This window comes from Castellaniella defragrans 65Phen, assembly GCF_000612685.1.
GTDB lineage: Bacteria > Pseudomonadota > Gammaproteobacteria > Burkholderiales > Burkholderiaceae_B > Castellaniella > Castellaniella defragrans.
Map to the genome: position 1 here is coordinate 403820 of NZ_HG916765.1, position 20086 is coordinate 423905.

A 20086-nucleotide genomic window follows, 5' to 3' on the forward strand; every position below is an offset into this window, starting at 1 on the left:
TGCCCCGCCATGACGATGGAATGCGCCACCGATTCGACCCGGATCTCCCCCGCGGAGCGGGACGGCGCGCGGCCGATTTTCCTGGTCGGCATGATGGGGGTGGGCAAGACCACGATCGGCCGCCAGCTGGCGGCGGCGCTGGGGCGCGAATTCGTCGATCTGGACCACGCCATCGAGGCGCGCTGCGGGGTGCGCATCGCCACCATCTTCGACATCGAGGGCGAGGCGGGCTTCCGCCGCCGCGAGACCGCCGCGCTGGATGAATACACGCGCCGGCCCGGCCTGGTCGTGGCGACGGGCGGGGGCGCCGTGCTGGCCGAGGAAAACCGCCGCATGCTGAGCGAGCGCGGCTGCGTCGTCTACCTGCGGGCCGGGGCCGACGAACTCTACCGGCGCGTGGCGCGGGACCGCAACCGGCCGCTGCTGCGCACCGACGATCCGCGCCAGCGCATCGCCGATCTGCTGGCGCAGCGCGAGCCGCTGTACGAAAGCGTGGCCGAGGTCACGCTGGACACGGGCGAGCAGCCCGTCGCCCAGGTGCTGCGCAGCCTGCTGCCGCTGCTGCCGGCCCGGCCCTCCGTCCAGGCCCACACCCCTCCCGTCCAGGTCCACACCACTCAATAGGAAGCCATGCACACGGTCGAAGCCACGCACACGGTCCAGGTCGAGACGCCCGGCGGGCGCTATCCCATCCACATCGGCGCGGGCCGGCTGGACGCCGTCGCGGACAGCATTCCGGCCGACGCCACGGCCATCGCCGTGGTCACCAACACCACGGTGGGCGCGCTCTACGGCGCGCGGCTGCGCGCGGCCCTGGAAGCCACCGGCAAGCCGCTGCTGACCATCGAGCTGCCCGACGGCGAGCAGTACAAGACCTGGGAATCCCTGGACCGCATCTTCGACGCGCTGCTGGCGGCGGCCCTGGACCGCAAGGCCGTGCTGGTGGCCCTGGGCGGCGGCGTGGTGGGCGACGTCTGCGGCTTCGCGGCCTCGTGCTACATGCGCGGCATCCGTTTCGTGCAGGTGCCCACCACGCTGCTGGCGCAGGTGGATTCCTCGGTGGGCGGCAAGACGGCCATCAACCATCCGCGCGGCAAGAACATGATCGGGGCGTTCTACCAGCCCCTGGCCGTGGAGATCGATCCGGGCGTGCTGGCGACGCTGCCCGCGCGGGAAATCTCCGCCGGCCTGGCCGAGATCGTCAAGTACGGCATGATCGCCGACGCCGAATTCTTCGACTGGTGCGAATCCCACGTCGACGCCCTGCGCGCGCTCGACGGCGAGGCCATCCGGCACGCCGTGCGCCGCTCCTGCGAGCTCAAGGCCTGGGTCGTGTCCCAGGACGAACGTGAATCCGGCCTGCGCGCCATCCTCAATTTCGGCCACACCTTCGGCCACGCCATCGAATCCGGCCTGGGCTACGGCCACTGGCTGCACGGCGAGGCCGTGGGCTGCGGCATGGTCATGGCGGCGGAACTGTCCGCGCGGGTCGCCGGGCTGGACGCGGCGGCCGTGGACCGCATCCGCGCGCTGGTGCGGGCCATCGGCTGCCCGGTCGATCCCCCCGGCCTGGGCGCCGCCCGCTGGCTGGACCTGATGCGGGTGGACAAGAAGAACGAAGGCCGGCGGATCCGCTACGTGCTGCTGCCGGCCCTGGGGCGGGCCGAGGTCCGGGCGGTGGACGACGACACGGTCCGCCCGCTGCTGCCGGGCGCCGCGCAATCCTAGGCCCCCGATCGAAAGGAGTCGAGCAGGCATGAACCATCGGATCGATCCGGCTCCCTACGCCTGCCACCCGGACGCTTCCCGGGGACGCCGCCATCCCGAGCCGCCGCCCGCCGGCCGCACCGCCTTCCAGCGCGACCGCGACCGCATCATCCACTGCTCGGCCTTCCGCCGGCTGGAATACAAGACCCAGGTCTTCCTCAACCACGAGGGCGACCTGTTCCGCACCCGCCTGACGCACAGCATCGAGGTCGCGCAGATCGCGCGCACGCTGGCGCGCAACCTGGGCGTGAACGAGGACCTGACCGAGGCCATCGCGCTCGCCCACGACCTGGGCCACACGCCCTTCGGCCACGCCGGCCAGGACGAGCTCAACGCCTGCCTGCGCGAGTTCGCGCCCGAGGCCGGCGGCTTCGAGCACAATCTCCAGAGCCTGCGGGTGGTCGACGAGCTGGAAGAACGCTACGCGGCCTTCAACGGCCTGAACCTCTGCTTCGAGACCCGCGAGGGCATCCTCAAGCACTGCTCGCGCGCCCACGCGCGGCGGCTGGGCGACGTCGGCGCGCGTTTCCTGGACGGCACCCAGCCGTCCCTGGAGGCCCAGCTCACCAACCTGGCCGACGAGATCGCCTACAACAACCACGACGTGGACGACGGCCTGCGCTCGGGGCTGATCACGCTGCCGCAGCTGCTGCACCTGGACATCTTCGCCGCGCACCACGAACAGGTCCTGCGCCGCTACCCGGACGCCGAGCCCAAGCGCCTGGTGTCCGAGGTCATCCGCGCCATGATCAACACCCTGGTGCTGGACCTGACGCGCACCACGGCGGACCGCATCGCCCGGCTGCGGCCGCGGTCCGCGGACGATGTCCGGGCCGGCCCGCCTCTGGCGGCCTTCTCCGACGAGATCCGCGCCCAGGCCGACGCCCTCAAGCAGTTCCTGCTGCAGAACCTGTACCGGCACTTCCAGGTCATGCGCATGACGGGCAAGGCCCGGCGCGTGGTGCGCGAACTGTTCCGGGCGTTCCTGGACGATCCCCGGCTGCTGGCCGACGAATACCGGCGCGACGACCCGCTGGACCAGGCGCGGGCGATCGCGGACTACATCGCCGGCATGACCGACCGCTACGCGATCCGCGAACACCGGGCGATTTACAGAATGGATTAGCCTGGACACGGGTCAGTCCCCCGCGGACTGAGCCGTGCCTGGCGAATCCGGGCGGTCTGCAGGCCGCGCGGTGGAGGGCTGCCGCGGTTGGAGATGCTCGCGCATGGAGGACGAATCATGGACGTCGAATCCTCGGATCACATCGGCATGCTGCGGCAGATGCTGGCCGCGCTGGACGCGGACGCGGACGCGCCGCCCGGGGCGCTGCGCGTGGAAGGCCGGGCGGGGCTGGCCTCGCGCTATCCGGTCAGCGGCCTGGCCTGCGCCGCCATCGGCTCGGCCGCGCTGATGCTGGCGCGCTGGGCGCGGCCCGGCGACCCGCCCTCCGTGCTGCTCGACCGGGCGCTGGCCTCCTGGTGGTTCGGCTACAGCATCCGGCCGCAGGGCTGGAAGCGGCCCGACGTGCGCGACGCCGTCACGGGCGACTACGCGGCCCGGGACGGCTGGATCCGCCTGCATGCCAACGCGGCCCACCATCGCCATCGCGCGCTGGCGGCGCTGGGGCTGCCCGACGACGCCGCGCGCGCGGCCGTCGCCGAGCGCATCCGGGGCGAATCCGCCGAGGCGCTGGAGGCCGCCATCGTGGAGCGGGGCGGCTGCGCGGCCGCCCTGCGCCCGCCCGCCGCCTGGCGCGACCATCCGCAGGGCCGCGCCGTCGCGGCCGAGCCGCTGGTCCACCGCCTGCCCGGATCGGCCGCGGCGCCGGACGGCGGCGGGGTGAACGGCGGGGGGGCGGCCGGCGGCGGCATGGCCTCGGGTGAAACGACCTTCGGCGGGATGCACGCTCCCGATCCGCGGCGGCCGCTGGCGGGCATCCGCGTGCTGGACCTGACCCGCGTGCTGGCCGGCCCCGCCGCCACGCGCTTCCTTGCCGCCTACGGCGCCCAGGTCCTGCGCCTGGACCCGGCGGACTGGGACGAGCCGGGCATGATCCCCGAAGTCACCGTGGGCAAGCGCTGCGCCTTCCTGGACCTGCGCAGCCCCGCGGGGCAGGACCGGTTCCGGCGGCTGCTGGCCGGCGCCGACGTGCTGGTCCACGGCTACCGGCCCGGCGCCCTGGACGCGCTGGGGCTGGACGCCGAGACCCGCCAGGCCCTCCGGCCCGGCCTGGTGGATGTCTGCCTGGACGCCTGGGGCTGGACCGGCCCCTGGCGCGGGCGCCGGGGATTCGACAGCCTGGTGCAGATGAGCGCCGGCATCGCCTGGGCGGGCGAGGACGCCGCGCCCGACCCCCTGCCGGTGCAGGCGCTGGACCAGTCGGCGGGCTACCTGATGGCGGCCTGCGCGCTGCGCGGCCTGGCGCTGCGCCGGGAAACCGGCCGGGGCGGCGGCTGGCGCGTGTCGCTGGCGCGGATGGCGCGGCTGCTGCAGGAAGCGGCCGACGCCGCGCCCGGCGCGCCGGCTCAGGATGCGCCCGCCCTGGGGCCGGCGCCCGACGCGGCCTACGACCCGGCGATCGAGCCGACCGGCTGGGGCCCCGCCCAAAGACTGCGGGCGCCCTGCCGGGTGGCGGGCGCCCGCTGGGGCTGGGACCTGCCGGCGGGACCGCTGCGCAGCGGCCCGCCCGACTGGTGGTGATCGGCCCGGGGCGGCCGGGACGGGCGGCGATCGGGTGGCCACGTGGCCGGACGGCCGCCCGGCCCGCTCAATCGTCGGAGGCGACGAGCTCGGCGCCGACGGCCTCGCCCCGCTGGCGCCGCCTGGCGCGGCGGCGGCGCATCACCGGCGGGACGACGACGATCAGCAGCGAGACGATCCACAGGCCCAGGGCGATCGGGCTGTCCCACAGGATGTGCAGTTCGCCGTTGGTGATGGACAGCGCGCGGCGCAGGTTCTGCTCCATCATGTCGCCCAGCACCACCCCCAGCACCATCGGCGCCATGGGCACGCCGGCCTTGCGCAGCAGGTAGCCCACCACGCCCAGGAAGGCGGCCATGGTCAGGTCGAAGGTGCCGGCGTTGATCGCGTACACCCCGATGTAGCTGATGCACAGGATGCCGGGCACCAGCAGCCAGTTGGGCAGCGACAGGACCTTCGAGAAGACCCGCACCATGGGGATGTTCATCAGGAACAGCAGCACGTTGGCGATGAACAGCGAGGCGACCAGGCCCCAGACCAGTTCCGGCTTGGTGTCGAACAGCACCGGGCCGGGGGTGATGTTGTAGAGGGTCAGCGCGCCCATCATCACCGCCGTGGTGCCGGAGCCGGGCACGCCCAGGGTCAGCATGGGCACGAAGGAGCCGACGGCCGACGCCGTGGAGGCGGCTTCCGGCGCGGTCACACCGCGCAGGTCGCCCTCGCCGAAGCAGGCGTTGGGGTCGCGGCCTTCCTGGTAGCGCTTTTCGTTGGAGTAGGCCACGGCGGACGCCACGCTGGCGCCCGCGCCGGGCAGCACGCCGATGAAGAAGCCCAGCAGCGAGCCGCGCAGCACGGTCCATTTGGTGAACAGCAGCTCTTTCAGGTTGAACAGCTTGCGCTCGTTGGGCGGGACCTCCGGCGCCTCGCCGCGGATGGTGGATTCCAGCAGTTCCAGCAGCTCGGCGATGGCGAACAGCGCGATCACCACGACCACGAAGTCGATGCCGTCGAACAGGTGCACGGAGTCGAAGGTGTAGCGGTAGACCCCCGAATTGGCATCCACGCCCACCGTGGCGATGGCCAGGCCCAGCATGGCCGACAGCGTGCCCTTGACGGGCTGGTTGCCCAGCAGGCTGGTCAGGCAGCAGAAGGCGAAGACGATCAGGACGAAGTATTCGGCCGGGCCGAAGGCCAGCGCCCAGCTCGCCAGCAGGGGGGCCAGCAGGATCACGCCGATCGTGGAGATCAGCGCGCCGCAGAAGGCCGACCAGCCCGACAGCGACAGGGCGACGTTGGACAGGCCCTTGCGCGCCAGCGGATAGCCGTCCAGCGTGGTCATGATGGCGCTGGCTTCGCCCGGCACGTTGATCAGGATGGCGCTGATGCGCCCGCCGTATTCGGCACCCACGTACACGGCCGCCAGCAGGATCAGCGCGGTCTCGGGCGGCAGGCTGAGCGCGTAGGCGATGGGGATGAGCATGGCCACGCCGTTGATCGGCCCCAGGCCCGGCAGCACGCCGACCAGGGTGCCCAGGAAGGCGCCCAGGGCGGCGACCAGCAGGTTCATCCAGGAAAAGGCGACATCGAAGCCGATGCTCAGATGGTCGAGGATCTGGCTCATGACAGGAACTCCAGAAGGCCCAGGGGCAGCACGACGTCCAGCGCCCGGTCGAACAGCAGGAAGAACAGCACGCTCATCACGACGCCGCCGATGATCATCTTGCCCCAGCCGCCGCCGAACAGGCGGCCGATCAGGACGGTGACGATGGCGGTGGCGATGATGAAGCCGAGCCGCTCGAACAGCAGGGCGTAGCCGAAGACGTAGACCACCATCAGCAGCAGGCGCGGCCAGTCGATGTGGGGCGCCTGCTTCGTGCTGCGCCAGTTCTTGAACAGCAGCCAGGCGCCGCACAGCGCGACGATCAGCGCGATGAGCAGCGGGAAGGCGCGCGGCCCCACGGGCTCGTAGGAAAAGGGCGCCTGCAGGTCGTGGCCGAACCACGCCATCAGGGCGGCGAAGACGAGGGCGGAGACGCCCAATAGACGATCACTCATGGCGAAGTCCGGGTGTGGGCCCGGGCGCATGCGGCCGGGGAGGCCTGGCCGCGCGCGCCCGGAGGCGGGATGAAGGAATCAGCGGATCAGCGGGTCGGCCGGTCAGCGGATCAGGCCGAATTCGTTGGCCAGCTTGGCATAGGCTTCCACCTGCTGCTTGACGTAGGCGTCGAGATCGGCGCCGGTCTTCTTGAAGGGGAACAGGCCCTGCTTGTCGCGCAGCGCGGCGTAGCCCGGGTCGTCCAGGGTCTTGTCGAAGGCCTGCACCCACCATTGGTAGTCGGCGTCGGACACCTTGGGGCCGAGGTAGAAGCCGCGGATGATGGGCCACTGGATGTCGAAGCCTTCTTCCTGGGCGGTGGGCACGGAGGACAGCTTGCCCGGCAGGCGTTCGTTGTTGAAGACGGCCAGGACGCGGATCGGGGCGCCGCCTTCGAGCATGGTGAAGGCCTCGGCCGCGTCGCCCATGTAGGCCTGGATGTGGCCGCCGCGCAGGGCGGTGATCGCGTCGCCGCCGCCCTCGAAGGCCACGAAGCGCATCTTGCGGTAGTCCACGCCCGCCGCGCGCGCCGTCAGGGCCGCCTTCATCCAGTCCTGGCTGCCGACGGTGCCGCCGGCGCCCAGGACGATCTTGCTGGGGTCTTCCTTGAAGGCCGCCATCAGCTCCTTCAGGTTCTTGTAGGGCGAATCGTTGCGCACCACCGCCACGCCGAAGTCGGCGCCCACGGCGGCCAGCCAGCGCACGTCGTTGACGTTGTAGCGGCCGAACTTCTTCTGCGCGAGGTTAAGCAGCGAGCCGCCGGAAAAGGCCACGATGGAATTGGCATCGTCCGGCTTCTGGGCGATCACGTGGTTGTAGGCCACGGCGCCGATGCCGCCGGGCATGTAGACGATGCGCATCGGGTCGGCCAGGGCGCCGGAGGCCTTCAGGCCTTCCTGGGCCAGGCGGCAGGTCAGGTCGAAGCCGCCGCCGGGGTTGGCCGGCGCGATGCATTCGGGCTTGGTCGGGGCCGCCTGGGCGGCCAGGCCCAGGGAGAGCAGGACGCCGCCCAGCAGCAGCGACAGGGAACGGGATTTCATGGGAAGTCTCCTCGAATGGGGAAATCGCGCCGGAGAAGGAACGGGGCGCGTTGGCGACACCATAGGTCGGCCCGGCTTTCCGCTAGCTTTCAAAAAGACGAATTCCCGGGTAAACCCTGATCGATGGGGAAGACCAGCGAGACCTGGACGCCCGGATCGGCGGGCTCGATGCGCAGGGCGCCGCCGTGCCGCCGCATGATGGTGTGGACGATGGCCAGGCCCAGGCCCGCGCCGTGGCTGCGCTTGCCCGCCCGGCCCCGGCGGAAGCGCCGGCCCGCCTTGCGGATGTCGGCTTCGGTCATGCCCGGGCCGGTGTCGCGCACGCCCAGGACGATGCCGGCGGGCGTGCGCTCGATGCGCAGGGTGATGGCGCCGCCCTCGGGCGTGTACTTGATGGCGTTGTCCATCAGGTTGACGAGCGCCTCGCGCAGCAGCCATTCGATCCCCGGCACGACGGCGCCGAGTTCGCCGCCCTCCATGCCGATGGTCTGCCGCTTCTGGCGCGCCAGGCCGTAGAGCTGGCGGATGACGTCCTGGGCTAGCGGCGTGAGCGCCACGGAGCCCGGCGGGCTGGCGCGGGTGTCGGCTCCCCGGGCGCGGGCGAGCGCTAGCATCTGCGCGGCGGTGCGCTGCGCCTGGTCCAGGCCGCCGCGCATGGCCAGCAGGGCGGCGCGCGCCTCGGCGGGATCGGATTCGCGCAGGGCGTAGTCCAGCTGGGTGCGCAGGACGGCCAGGGGCGTGCGCAGCTGGTGCGAGGCGTCGTCCAGGAACTGGCGCTGCCGGCGCGCCTGGCGGGCATGGCGGGCGACGTGCTGGTTGACGGCGTCCACCAGCGGCTGGACCTCGCGCGGGAGTTCCGGCGCGGCGATCGGGCTGAGGTCGTCGGGCGCCCGCCCTTTCAGTTCGCGGTACAGGCGCGTGAGCGGCCGCAGGCCGATCAGCACGCCGACGACGATCAGGCCGGTGGAGGCCAGCACCTCGATCAGGTCGCGCACGATGTTGCGCACCATCATGTCGCGGATCACCCGGTCCCGGCCGCCGCGGTCCTCGCCCACCATGACGATGATCCGGCCGTCCTTCTGCCCGTAGAGCGGCGGCGACATGGGCCGGGCCAGGGCGGCGATGCGGATGGAGGCGCCCAGGTAGTCGCGGTCGTAGAACACCGGCGCGTTCGAGGGCAGGCGCGCGTCGGGCAGCGGCAGGTCCTGGTTGCCGATGTCGGCCAGGCCGTCCTCGGTCAGGATCCGGTAGTAGACCGAGTCGTTGGCGGTCAGCTCGAAGAATTCGAGCATCAGGTAGGGCAGTTCCACGGACAGGCCGCCGCTGCCGGTGGAGATGTTGTGGTCGATGGCGCGCAGGGCGCCCGCCAGGGAGCGGTCGTAGGCCAGATCGACCTGCTGGTGCAGCTGGCGGCTGGAGAGCCACAGGGCCAGGCTCAGGACCGCGATCTGCGCCGGCACCAGGACCCACAGCAGCAGGGACCGGAGGCTGCCGGGCCGGCGCTCAGCCCGGCGCGTCATGCATCGGCTCCAGGCAGTAGCCCATGCCGCGCAGCGTGACGATCTGCACGCCGGCGCCGGCCAGCTTCTTGCGCAGCCGGTGGATCAGCACTTCGATGGCCTCCGGATTGATCGCCGTGTCCTCGGGGCTGATGCGCTCCAGGATCTGCTGCTTGGCGACCGGCTCCCCCGACTTCTGCATCAGGACCTTGAGGGCCGCGTATTCCCGCGGCGACAGGTTCAGCGGCTCGTCGCGGTGCAGGAAGCGCTGGCTGCCGATGTCCAGCACCAGGTCGCCCAGCACCCAGCGGGGGTGCTCGCGGCCGCGGCTGCGCCGGATCAGGGCGTTGAGCCGGGCTTCGAGTTCTTCAATGGCGAAGGGTTTGTGCATGAAGTCGTCGGCGCCTTCGTGCAGCGTGCCGATGCGCTCGGACAGCGAATCGCGCGCCGTCAGCACCAGCACCGGACAGCGGTCGTCGCGCCCGCGCAGGCGGCGCAGGAAGGCGTGGCCGTCCATGCCGGGCAGCCCCAGGTCGAGGATGATGGCGTCGAACTCCTCGACCGCCAGGCGGCGTTCGGCCAGTTCCGCGTCGTCGGCCCAGTCGACCATGAACCCGCCGTGGCGGGCCAGGCCGCGGGCCAGCCACGCGGCCAGTTCGGATTCGTCTTCGATCAGCAGGATGCGCATGCCGTCCATCATAGAGTCGGACGCGCGGGTTGCCCAGTCCGCGCAACGGGACGCGGGCGGCGCGGCCCGCGCGGCGTGGCGGCCACACCCGGCCGGATTTCCTGTTTCCTGGTGGCGCGAAATGTATGCAGATGAGAAACTGCCGGAAACAGGGCTTGGGCACCGGAGGTTCGAGGGTGAAGCGCACGCTGTCCGTCGTGATCCTGCTGTTGCTTCTGGGCGTCGCGGCCGCGCTGGGCACGGAGTTCTATGACCGTTCCCGCAGCGAGGCGCGCATCATGGCCAGCGTCCGCCAGCAGTTCGATGAACGCGCCGCGCGCCTGCGGGACGACCTGCGCGCCCTGCAGGACCTGAACGGCCGCCTGGCCGCCGCGCTCGCGGCCGCGCCCGGCGGCGAAGCGGGGCCGTTCGGTTCGATCGCGCCCGGCATGGCGCGGGCCCGGCCCGACATCCGCAGCATCGTCTTCGTCCACAAGCTGCGGATCGAGCAGGTCTACCCGATCGCCGGCAACGAGCCCGTCATCGGCCTGGACTACGGCCTGCGGCCCCAGTTCATGGCCAAGATCGCGTACATGATCCGGCATCGCGTGCCCGTGATCGACGGCTCCACCCGCCTGGTGCAGACGGGCCGCACGGGCCTGATCTTCCGCGTGCCGATCTTCGATGCGCCGGCCGGCGCCGACGGCGGCTATCGCGGCATGACGGCCCTGACGGTCGATCTGGAAAACACCCTGCGGCGCGCCGGGCTGATCGGCCCGGACGCCGTCTTCGACGTGGCGATCCGCAGCCGCGAGGAGGACCGGCCCGCCTACGGCCTGTTCGGCGAGCCCGGGCTGTTCGACCGGCCGCACGTCCAGGTTTCGATCGTCTTGCCGGACGCCACCTGGGAATTGGCCGCCGTCCCCAAGGACGGGCTGGCCTACGACCCCGCGCGCGCCTGGCTGATCCGGGGGATGGGGGCCAGCGTCACGCTGGCCCTGCTGCTGGCGGTGCTGTATCGCCGCGGCGTGTGGTGGTCCCGCTCCGGCGGGATCGCTTCGCGCGACGGGCTGGCGTCCCTGCGCACGCTGCTGCTGATCGCCACGCTGGCGCCCATGCCGCTGATGGTCGGCCTGGCGGGCTGGCTGGTGTTCACGGCCTCGATCCAGGCGGTCGAGGACCTCGAACGGCAGCAGGTCGATGAACTGGCCGACCAGCTCAGGGACAAGGTCGTCGATTTCTTCGAGGTGCCGCGCGCGGCCGCGACCTTCAACGCCGGCCAGTTCAAGAGCGGGCTGGTCGGCCTGGACCGGCGCGACGACCTGCTGCGCGGCTTCCTGCTGCAATTGCGCCAGCAGCCCCTGTTGACGCTGCTGTCCGTCGGCATGGCCGATGGCGGCTACCTGGCGGCGGGCCGTCCGCCGGTGGGCGACGAGCGGGGCCTGCGCATCCTGCGGGCCGACCGGAGCGACGGCGGCGTGCTGCGCATCGACCGGGTCGACGACGACAATCGGCCCAGCACGTCGGCGGGCACCGGCAATCCGCGCTACGACGCCCGGACCCGCCCCTGGTTCGAGACCGCCTTGCAGGCCCGCAGCCTGCGCTGGTATCCGGCCTACCGCTATGCCATCCACGACCCGGGCGGCCTGTTCGAGGACATGGGCATGGGCATGTCGGTCGCCCTGCGCGACGAGGCCGGCCGCCTCGTCGGCGTCCTGACGGCCGATGTGGCGCTGTCGCAGATCAGCCGCTTCCTGCGCGCGGAAATGGTCCGCATCGGCGGCATCGCCTTCCTGGCCGAATCCGGCGGGGCGCTGCTCGCCAGCTCCGGCGGCGAACCGATCTACCACCTGGAAGACGGGCAGGTCCGCCGGGTGCTGGCGGATCAGAGCGAGTCGCCCGAAATCCGCCTGCTGGGCGCACGCATCCTGCATTCGGAGCGGGTCATGGGCCGGCAGTCCCTGGAAGTCGAAGGCCGCCGGTACCTGGCCCGCTGGCAGGCGATCCAGCTGCCCGACGGCCCCATGCTGACCATCGCCCTGGCGCTGCCGGAAAGCCGCTACGCCGAGCCGGCCGAACGGGCCTTGAACCGCATCGGCCTGCTGATCCTGGGCTTCTGGGTGTTCGGTGTGGCGGCCGCGCTGCTGGTGGCCTGGTGGCTGTCGCGCCCCCTGCTGTCGCTGAGCCGCTGGGCGGAAGAGCTTGCCGGGGGCGGCGGGCAGTCCAGCCCTTCGGTCCGCAGCCCGGTGCGCGAGATCGTCGTCCTGGCCCATGCGCTGGATCGCATGGCCGAACGGCAGCGCAGCCATGCCCGGGAACTCGAGCGCCAGGTGGCCGAACGCACGCAGGCGCTCGTCGAGGCCAACCAGCGCCTGGTCGGCCTGTCGCTCACCGACGGCCTGACGGGGCTGGCGAACCGCCGCCATTTCGACGAGGTGCTGGCGCAGGAGGGCGACCGGTCCCGCCGCGACCGGCGGCCGATGAGCCTGCTGATGCTGGATGTGGACTGGTTCAAGTATTACAACGACCAGTTCGGGCACCCGGCCGGCGACGTCGTGCTGTGCCAGGTGGCCCGGGTCCTGCTCGAGTCCGTGCGCCGTCCGGGCGACCTGGCGGCGCGCTACGGCGGCGAGGAGTTCGCCGTGATCCTGCCGGGCCTGGACGTCCGCGCGGCGCAGGCGATGGCCGAGCGCATCCGGGCCCGGGTCGAGGCGCTGGGCATCGTGCATTCGCACGGCCTGTCGGGCCGGGTCACGATCAGCATCGGCGTGGCGCAGATGGACCTGGACGACGCCCATGGGGCCGAGACCCTGGTGGGCCAGGCCGACGCGGCGCTCTATCGGGCCAAGGCCGGCGGGCGCAACCGCGTCGAGACCGCCCGCCCGGACGCGGGGCCGGGAGAGCCGGCCGCATCCTGAATCAGGCTGAAGCCGGCCGCGTCCCGGATCGAGCCAGGCTCGGCAGAGTCCAGGCCGGGCTCAGGCCGTGCGCGCCAGCACGTCCGCGAGCCACCGGCCGGTGTGGCTGCCGGGCGTGGCGGCGACGGTTTCCGGCGTGCCCTGGGCGACGATCCGGCCGCCGCCCGCGCCGCCTTCGGGGCCCAGGTCCACGACCCAGTCGGCGGTCTTGATCACGTCCAGATTGTGTTCGATCACCAGTACGGTGCTGCCCGCGTCCACCAGGCGCCGCAGCACGTCGAGCAGCACCTCGATGTCGTGGAAGTGCAGGCCGGTGGTGGGCTCGTCCAGCACGTACAGGGTGCGCTCCGAGCCGCGCCGGGACAGCTCCTGGGACAGCTTGATGCGCTGCGCCTCGCCGCCGGACAGGGTGGTGGCGCTCTGGCCCAGGCGGATGTAGGACAGGCCGACGTCCATCAGGGTCTGCAGCTTGCGGGCCACGGCGGGCACCGCCTCGAACAGCTCCAGGGCCTGGGCCACCGTCAGGTCCAGCACCTCGCTGATGGTCAGGCCGCGGTAGCGGATGTCCAGGGTCTCGCGGTTGTAGCGGCGGCCCTCGCAGACCTCGCAGGGCACGTACATGTCGGGCAGGAAGTGCATTTCCACCCGCACCACGCCGTCGCCCTGGCAGGCCTCGCAGCGTCCGCCCTTGACGTTGAAGGAGAAGCGCCCCGGGTCGTAGCCGCGCAGGCGGGCCTCGGGCACGCCCGCGTACAGCTCGCGGATCGGCGTGAACAGGCCCGTGTAGGTCGCCGGGTTGCTGCGCGGCGTGCGGCCGATGGGGTTCTGGTCGACGCTGATGATCTTGTCGAAGGCCTCCAGGCCCTCGATGCGCTCGTGCGGGGCGGGATCGGTCTGGGCGCGGTTCAGCGCCTGGGCGAGCGCGGCCACCAGGGTGTCGTTGATCAGGGTGGACTTGCCCGACCCCGACACGCCCGTGACGCAGGTCAGGCGGCCCACCGGGATGGCCAGGTCCACCGACTGCAGGTTGTGGCCGCGGCAGCCCAGGGCGCGCAGCCAGGCCTGGTCCGGCCCGACCGGGCGGCGCGGCGGGATGGCGATCCGCCGGGCGCCCGACAGGTACTGGCCGGTCAGCGACTGGGGCTGGGCCATGATCTGCTCGGGGGTGCCCTGGGCGATCACGCAGCCGCCCTGCTCGCCCGCGCCCGGGCCCATGTCCAGCACGTGGTCGGCGGCGCGGATCATGTCCTCGTCGTGCTCGACCACGATCACGCTGTTGCCCAGGTCGCGCAGCTGCCGCAGGGTGTCGATCAGGCGGTGGTTGTCGCGCTGGTGCAGGCCGATGGACGGCTCGTCGAGCACGTACATGACGCCGGTCAGGCCCGAGCCGATCTGGCTCGCCAGGCGGATGCGCTGCGCCTCGCCGCCGGACAGGGTGTCGGCGCCCCGGTCCAGGGACAGGTAGCCCAGGCCCACGTTGACCAGGAAGTCCAGCCGCGCGCGGATCTCGTGGATGATGCGGTCGGCGACCTCGCGCCGCGCGCCCTCCGGCGACCAGTCGAGGAACCACTGCCGGCAGTCGGCCAGCGACAGGGATTCGATTTCATACAGGGCGCGGCCGCGCCGCTCGCCGGGGCCGGGATCCGGGGGAACCTCTGAACCAGTCACCGCGTCGCGTGCATCTGCGGATCCGGGCGGTCTGCTGCGTTGCTCATCCTCTCGATAGCTGCGGCTATCGCCGCGGTTCGCGCCTTGCATCCCATCCCCACCCACAGCGCCCGCTTTCCGCTCGACTTGTTCAGAGGTTCCCGGGCCGATGAGGACGTTGCGGGCCTCGGAGCACAGGCGGGCGCCCCGGCATTCCGGGCAGAGGATCAGATGGCGCAGGCGGCCGAGTTCCTCGCGCACGGCGCTGGAATGCGTTTCGCGCCAGCGCCGCTCCAGATTGGGGATGACGCCCTCGAAGGCGTGCCGCCGCAAGGTGGGTACGCCGCCTTCGCCAAGGTACTGGAAGGCGATCTCCTGGCTGCCCGAGCCGTGCAGGATGCGGTCGCGCACGGCCGGGTCCAGCGCCTGGAAGGGCGTGTCGAGGTCGAAGCCGTAGTGCTGCGCCAGGCTGGCCATCATGGCGTAGCTGAAGGCGTTGCGGCGGTCCCAGCCGTGGATGGCGCCCGCGGCCAGGCTCAGTTCGGGGAAGGCCACGACGCGCGCCGGGTCGAAGGTCTCCACCTGGCCCAGGCCGTTGCAGGTCGGACAGGCGCCGGCCGGGTTGTTGAAGCTGAACAGGCGCGGCTCCAGCGCGCCCATGCCGCGCGCGCAGACCGGACAGGCGTAGGCGGCGGAGAAGGCCTGCTCCCGCCCGGTGTCCAGGTCCAGCGCCAGGGCGCGGCCCTGCGCCAGGCCCAGCGCGGTCTCGAAGCTCTCGGCCAGCCGCTGGCGGCTGTCGGGGCGCGCGCGCAGCCGGTCCACGACCACGTCCAGGTCCCAGGGGCCGTCGGGCGCCGCCGGCGGCGCGCCGCCGTCCAGCGCCTGGATGGCGCCGTTGACGCGCACCCGCACGAAGCCCAGCGCCTGCAGGCGGCGGCATTCGGCCGCCAGGTCGTCGCGCCGGCCGCGGGCCACCGGCGCCAGGATGGCCACGCGGCTGTCCTCGGGGCGGGCGAGGACCTGGTCCACCATCTGGCTGACGCTCTGCGCCCGCAGCGGCAGGCCGTGTTCGGGACAGTAGGGGGTGCCGACCCGGGCGTAGAGCAGGCGCAGGTAGTCGTGGATCTCGGTGACCGTGCCCACGGTCGAGCGCGGATTGTGGCCGGCGGTCTTCTGCTCGATGGCGATGGCGGGCGACAGGCCGGTGATGACGTCCACGTCGGGCTTGTCCATCATCTGCAGGAACTGCCGCGCGTAGGCCGACAGGCTCTCGACGTAGCGGCGCTGGCCCTCGGCGTACAGGGTGTCGAAGGCGAGGGACGATTTCCCCGACCCGGACAGGCCGGTGAGCACGACCAGTTTCCGCCGGGGCAGATCGACCGAGACGTTCTTCAGATTGTGGGTGCGCGCGCCGCGGATGCAGATGGCGTCCATGCCGGTGGGGGGGTTCAGGTTTTTCAAAGGCCAACTTGATACTATAACGCGCAGCTTCCATTCTTTTGGCCCGCCCCATGTCCGCATCCCCTCGTTCGCGCTCGCCCATGCTCCGGCTGACCCCTCTGGAACGGCGCAGCAGCATCGCCCTGGCCACGCTGTTCGCCGCCCGGATGCTGGGCCTGTTCCTGTTGACGCCGATCTTCGCCGTGGCGGCGCGCACCCTGGCCGGGGGCGACGACCCGGTGCGGGTGGGGCTGGCCCTGGGCGCGTACGGCCTGACCCAGGCGGTCATGCAGATTCCGCTGGGCATGGCGTCCGACCGCTACGGACGCCGCCCCGTGATCGTGTTCGGCATGCTGCTGTTCGTGGCGGGCGGGGTGATCTGCGCCCTGACCAACGACGTGGACTGGGTGACGGTCGGGCGCGTGATCCAGGGGATCGGGGCGGTGTCGGCCGCCATCACGGCCTGGATCGCGGATGCCACCCGCCCCGAGGTCCGCACGCGCGCCATGGCCATGGTGGGCGGCTCCATCGGGGTGTCCTTCGCCCTGTCGCTGGTGCTCTCGCCCATGCTGGTGGGCGCCTTCGGCCTGTCGGGGCTGTTCTGGGCCATCAGCCTGCTGGGCTTCGTCTGCCTGCTGATCGCCATGTTCTTCGTGCCCGACGTGCCGCGCTCCGAAGCCGACATCGTCCAGGCCACGGCGCACGACGTGCTGGGCCACCGCGACCTGCTGCGGCTGAATTTCGGCGTGTTCTGCCTGCACTTCATCCTGATGTCCCTGTTCATGGTGGCGCCCGGCCTGCTGGGCCGCCTGGGGGGCTACGATTCCGCCACCCTGTGGCAGGTCTACCTGCCGGTCATCCTGGCGTCCTTCGTCCTGATGGTGCCGGCCGTCTTCTACACCGAGACGCGCAAGGCCCACAAGCCCGCGCTCGAATGGGCGGTGCTGGGCCTGGCCGTGGTGCTGGGCGCGCTGCCCTGGCTGACCGATTCCTTCTGGCTGGTGGTGTTGGCCTTCGTCGCCTTCTTCGTGGCCTTCAACATCCTCGAGGCCCTGCAGCCCTCGCTGGTGTCGCGCGTGGCGCCGCCCGCCTACAAGGGCCTGGCGCTGGGGTTCTACAACACCGCCCAGTCCCTGGGGGTGTTCGCCGGCGGCGTGCTGGGCGGCATCCTGGCGCGCAGCGGCGGCGCGTCCATGGTGTTCTGGGCCGGCGCCATGCTGGCGGCCGTCTGGCTGTACACGGCGCGGGGGTTCAAGGAAGCGCACTGATCCGGCGGCGGGGCCCGTCGCGTCGCCCGCCTTGCGGCAGGCGCGCCATCGCGTCGGATTGCGCTCCGGCTGGCGCATGCGTCCGATCCGGGATGCCGGGACAGGGATGGCTTGTTGGGGTAATCCCGCGTGGGCGATAATGATCATTTGATGCATTTCGATGCGCCCGGGGCGATCCGCGTCCCCGATAATGGCAGCCACATCGTTCAACTACAGGATTTTCCGCCATGGCCTCCGTCAACAAAGTCATTCTCGTCGGCAATCTGGGGCGCGACCCCGAAGTGCGCTACAGCCCGGACGGCGCCGCCATCTGCAACGTCTCCATCGCCACCACCTCCCAATGGAAGGACAAGGCCACCGGCGAGCGCCGCGAGGAAACCGAATGGCACCGGGTGGTGTTCTACAACCGCCTGGCCGAGATCGCCGGCGAATACCTGAAGAAGGGCCGCTCGGTCTACGTCGAGGGCCGCCTGAAGACCCGCAAGTGGCAGGACAAGGAAACCGGCGCCGACCGCTACAGCACGGAAATCGTCGCCGACCAGATGCAGATGCTGGGCGGGCGCGAGGGCGGCGGCGAAATGGGCGGCGGCGACGCGGGCGGCTTCTCCCAGCCGCCGGCCCGGCGCGCGCCGCAGCAGCAGCCCCGCCCCGCCGCCCCGGCGGCGGCCCCGGCCAGCAACCTGGCGGACATGGACGACGACATTCCGTTCTAGACGCGGATCGTTCCCGCGCGGCGACGACGAGGACCAGCCATGCGCGCATCCCAGCCGAGGATCGGACTGGCCCTGGGCAGCGGCTCGGCGCGCGGCTGGTCGCACATCGGCGTCATCCGCAGCCTGGAAGCCGCCGGCATCGCGCCGGACATCGTGTGCGGGACCTCGATCGGCGCGCTGGTCGGCGCGGCCTACGCCGACGGGCAGCTGGAAAAGTTCGAGACCTGGGTGCGCAGCCTGACCTGGCAGGCCGTGGTGGGCCTGCTGGATTTCACCATCAACGGCGGGCTGATCCATGGCGAGAAGCTGTTTTCCTTTCTTCGCTCGCACCTGGACGACAAGACGATAGCCAGCCTGCCCAAGGCCTACGGGGCGGTCGCCACCGAGCTGGCCTCGGGGCGGGAAATCTGGCTGCGCGAGGGCTCCGTCATCGACGCCGTGCGCGCCTCCGCCGCCTTGCCGGGCCTGTTCACGCCCGCGCGGCGCGAGGGCCGCCTGCTGGTGGACGGCGCGCTGGTGAATCCAGTGCCCGTGTCCCTGTGCCGCGCGATGGGGGCCGACATCGTCATCGCGGTGGACCTGAATTCGGATCTGATCGGCCGGCACCTCAAGCCGGACGACGCGCCCGAGCCCTCCGGGGCGGCGGCGCCCGGCGCGCTCGCCTCGGTGCTGAGCCGGCTGCCGCTGGGGTTCGGGGCGGCCCGGGGCGGGGCGCCGGAGGCGGCGGGCATGCCGTCGATCTTCGACGTGCTGAGCATGAGCCTGAACATCATGCAGGTGCGCATCACGCGCAGCCGCCTCGCGGGGGAGCCCGCGGACGTGATGATCCGGCCCCGGCTGGCGGATTTCGCCCTGATGGACTATCACCGCGCGTCGATCGCCATCGACGAGGGCGAGCGGGCGGCGCGGCGGGCGCTGCCGGAACTGCGGGAGGCGATCGGCCGGCCCTAGCGCTCAGGCCCGGTGGATCGCGGCCAGGTCGAGCAAGGCGCGCCGCGCCGCGTCGGCCGTTTCGCCGCGCTGCAGCGCCTGCGCCACGGCCGCGCCGCCCCGGCAAGGCGGTATCCATAGGTTACAGCCGTGCCGGCCGCTTCTCTTTAGCATGGTGGTTTTCTTTTTCGAGCGAAGGCGTCCGCCGTGAATGCGATTGCTGGTGTGCGTGTCCGCGGGCCCCTGGCGGGCGCCGGTACCGAGGGCCTGCCGGCCTGGCTGTCCGACGGGCGCTGGGCCGCCGCCGTCGAGGAAAGGCGCGGGATCGACGCCCTGGGCGCCTACCGGGATCTGCGCCTGGCGCGGGATGCGGCCGCCCGCTGGGCGCCGGACGGCGACACGGCGGACCTCGCGCGGACCCTGGCGCTGCAGCCGGACGCGCACACGGCGGACCTGGAAAAGGAGATCTTCGTCGCCCTGCTGCTGTCGCCGGTGCGCTTCGACTTTCCCAGCGCGGGCGAACTGGCCGCGGCCGTGCGCGTGCGCCGCCGCATCGTGCAGGCCGCCCGGCGCACGGTGCTGGCCTTCGACACCGAGCAGGCCGAGCGCCCCGAGTGCTGGTCCTGGACCGAGGAGACCGGCTTCATCCTGAGGCCCGGCCACGAGCTGATTCCCTCGCTCGAACGCACGCTCTGGCCGGACCTGTCGGGCCGGCTCTTTTCCTTTTCGTGCTACCGGGCGACGGAATACGTGCTGCTGCTGGCGCTGGCCCAGGAACTGGCCGAGAGCCACCCGGCCGCCCTGGCCGCGCTGCAGCGCCAGTGGCGCACGCGCGCGATCCAGTCGGGCGCCTTCCACGACGTGTTCCTGCGGGAATACGGGTCGCTGCGGGCCCCGCTGCCGCCCCGCTATTACGTCCCGGGCGACCGGCTGTGGTTCCGCAATCCGGACGCCGCCTCGGCCGAGGTCGAAGGCTACGAAGGCTCCTGGGTGTTCTACCTGGGATCGGGGCGCTTCACGAATTTCTGGAAGCCCGGCCAGCCCTATACGCTGGTGTCGAAATGCGTGGAGCTCTACCACTGGCGCGACGGCCTGCGGCGGGACGGCGGCCGCGCATGGATGGACGAGTCCGTGGTCGAGGCCCGCGTGGCCGAGTCCCTGGCCGACCCGGCGGCGACGTCCCGCATCCTGGCGCGCATGATGCGCCTGCGCGATCCGGGCGGCGTGTATGCCGAGGGCGGCTGCATCGACGCCTCACGCGAGGCGCTGCGCAGCCTGCTGCCCGGCACCTGGGACCTGGGCCTGCCGAGCCTGGCGGCCACGGCCTGAAGGGCGGTCCGCGCCGGCCCGCGCCCGGCCGGCCGGAAGCTCCGGCTGAAAGCCCCGGCCGGAAAACCA

General features: G+C 71.9%; 15 protein-coding genes. 9 read left to right on the forward strand and 6 right to left on the reverse strand.

Annotated elements, in window-relative coordinates:
• Positions 1 to 15 precede the first annotated feature (15 nt).
• The 4 genes from BN940_RS01785 to BN940_RS01800 all read left to right on the forward strand — a co-directional run bounded on the left by BN940_RS01785 (position 16) and on the right by BN940_RS01800 (position 4471).
• The gene (locus tag BN940_RS01785; RefSeq protein WP_052356014.1) at positions 16 to 624 is read left to right on the forward strand and encodes a shikimate kinase; all 609 of its coding nucleotides are present in this window, start codon (positions 16 to 18) and stop codon (positions 622 to 624) included.
• Positions 625 to 630: 6 nt separating this feature from the next.
• Positions 631 to 1728: a 3-dehydroquinate synthase gene (gene aroB, locus BN940_RS01790; RefSeq protein WP_043679517.1), complete on the forward strand. Its 1098-nt coding sequence runs from the start codon at positions 631 to 633 to the stop codon at positions 1726 to 1728.
• A gap of 28 nt (positions 1729 to 1756) precedes the next feature.
• Positions 1757 to 2893, forward strand: coding sequence for a deoxyguanosinetriphosphate triphosphohydrolase (locus BN940_RS01795; RefSeq protein ID WP_043679520.1), 1137 nt, complete (start codon positions 1757 to 1759; stop codon positions 2891 to 2893).
• A gap of 117 nt (positions 2894 to 3010) precedes the next feature.
• On the forward strand, positions 3011 to 4471 hold the full coding sequence (locus tag BN940_RS01800) for a CoA transferase (protein WP_043679523.1): 1461 nt from the start codon (positions 3011 to 3013) through the stop codon (positions 4469 to 4471).
• 67 nt (positions 4472 to 4538) lie between these two features.
• On the opposite strand, the gene BN940_RS01805 is transcribed toward BN940_RS01800, so the two are convergent.
• The 5 genes from BN940_RS01805 to BN940_RS01825 form a co-directional block, all read right to left on the reverse strand.
• Positions 4539 to 6092, reverse strand: coding sequence for a tripartite tricarboxylate transporter permease (locus BN940_RS01805; RefSeq protein ID WP_043679527.1), 1554 nt, complete (start codon positions 6090 to 6092; stop codon positions 4539 to 4541).
• Positions 6089 to 6526 (reverse strand): tripartite tricarboxylate transporter TctB family protein, encoded by a 438-nt coding sequence (locus BN940_RS01810; protein WP_043679529.1) that lies wholly within the window; start codon positions 6524 to 6526, stop codon positions 6089 to 6091. Before BN940_RS01810 ends, BN940_RS01805 begins: the two co-directional genes overlap by 4 nt.
• Before the next feature lie 102 nt (positions 6527 to 6628).
• Entirely contained in the window at positions 6629 to 7606 is a 978-nt protein-coding gene (locus tag BN940_RS01815; RefSeq protein WP_043679532.1) for a Bug family tripartite tricarboxylate transporter substrate binding protein, read from the reverse strand.
• An 89-nt stretch (positions 7607 to 7695) separates the two neighbouring features.
• On the reverse strand, positions 7696 to 9126 hold the full coding sequence (locus BN940_RS01820) for a sensor histidine kinase (protein WP_043679535.1): 1431 nt from the start codon (positions 9124 to 9126) through the stop codon (positions 7696 to 7698).
• Positions 9110 to 9793 carry a response regulator gene (locus BN940_RS01825; RefSeq protein ID WP_043685484.1) on the reverse strand — a complete coding sequence of 228 codons (684 nt, stop codon included), beginning with the start codon at positions 9791 to 9793 and terminating at the stop codon, positions 9110 to 9112. Before BN940_RS01825 ends, BN940_RS01820 begins: the two co-directional genes overlap by 17 nt.
• 176 nt (positions 9794 to 9969) lie before the next feature.
• Between BN940_RS01825 and BN940_RS17780 the strand changes: the two genes are divergently transcribed.
• Positions 9970 to 12690 (forward strand): diguanylate cyclase, encoded by a 2721-nt coding sequence (locus tag BN940_RS17780; protein WP_052355522.1) that lies wholly within the window; start codon positions 9970 to 9972, stop codon positions 12688 to 12690.
• Positions 12691 to 12750: 60 nt separating this feature from the next.
• Here BN940_RS17780 and uvrA read toward each other — a convergent pair whose 3' ends face one another.
• A complete protein-coding gene (gene uvrA, locus BN940_RS19600) occupies positions 12751 to 15771 on the reverse strand; it encodes an excinuclease ABC subunit UvrA (protein ID WP_043679538.1) in 3021 nt (1006 codons plus the stop codon).
• Between the two features lie 77 nt (positions 15772 to 15848).
• Here uvrA and BN940_RS01840 point away from each other — a divergent pair, with 77 nt between their 5' ends.
• From BN940_RS01840 to BN940_RS01855, 4 genes are all read left to right on the forward strand, one after another.
• Positions 15849 to 17045: an MFS transporter gene (locus BN940_RS01840; RefSeq protein ID WP_043685489.1), complete on the forward strand. Its 1197-nt coding sequence runs from the start codon at positions 15849 to 15851 to the stop codon at positions 17043 to 17045.
• Positions 17046 to 17272: 227 nt separating this feature from the next.
• Positions 17273 to 17758 carry a single-stranded DNA-binding protein gene (gene ssb / locus BN940_RS01845; protein ID WP_043679541.1) on the forward strand — a complete coding sequence of 162 codons (486 nt, stop codon included), beginning with the start codon at positions 17273 to 17275 and terminating at the stop codon, positions 17756 to 17758.
• A 39-nt stretch (positions 17759 to 17797) separates the two neighbouring features.
• A complete protein-coding gene (locus BN940_RS01850; protein ID WP_043679544.1) occupies positions 17798 to 18709 on the forward strand; it encodes a patatin-like phospholipase family protein in 912 nt (303 codons plus the stop codon).
• Positions 18710 to 18895: 186 nt separating this feature from the next.
• The gene (locus BN940_RS01855) at positions 18896 to 20017 is read left to right on the forward strand and encodes a hypothetical protein (protein WP_084330449.1); all 1122 of its coding nucleotides are present in this window, start codon (positions 18896 to 18898) and stop codon (positions 20015 to 20017) included.
• The last annotated feature ends 69 nt before the right edge of the window (positions 20018 to 20086 follow it).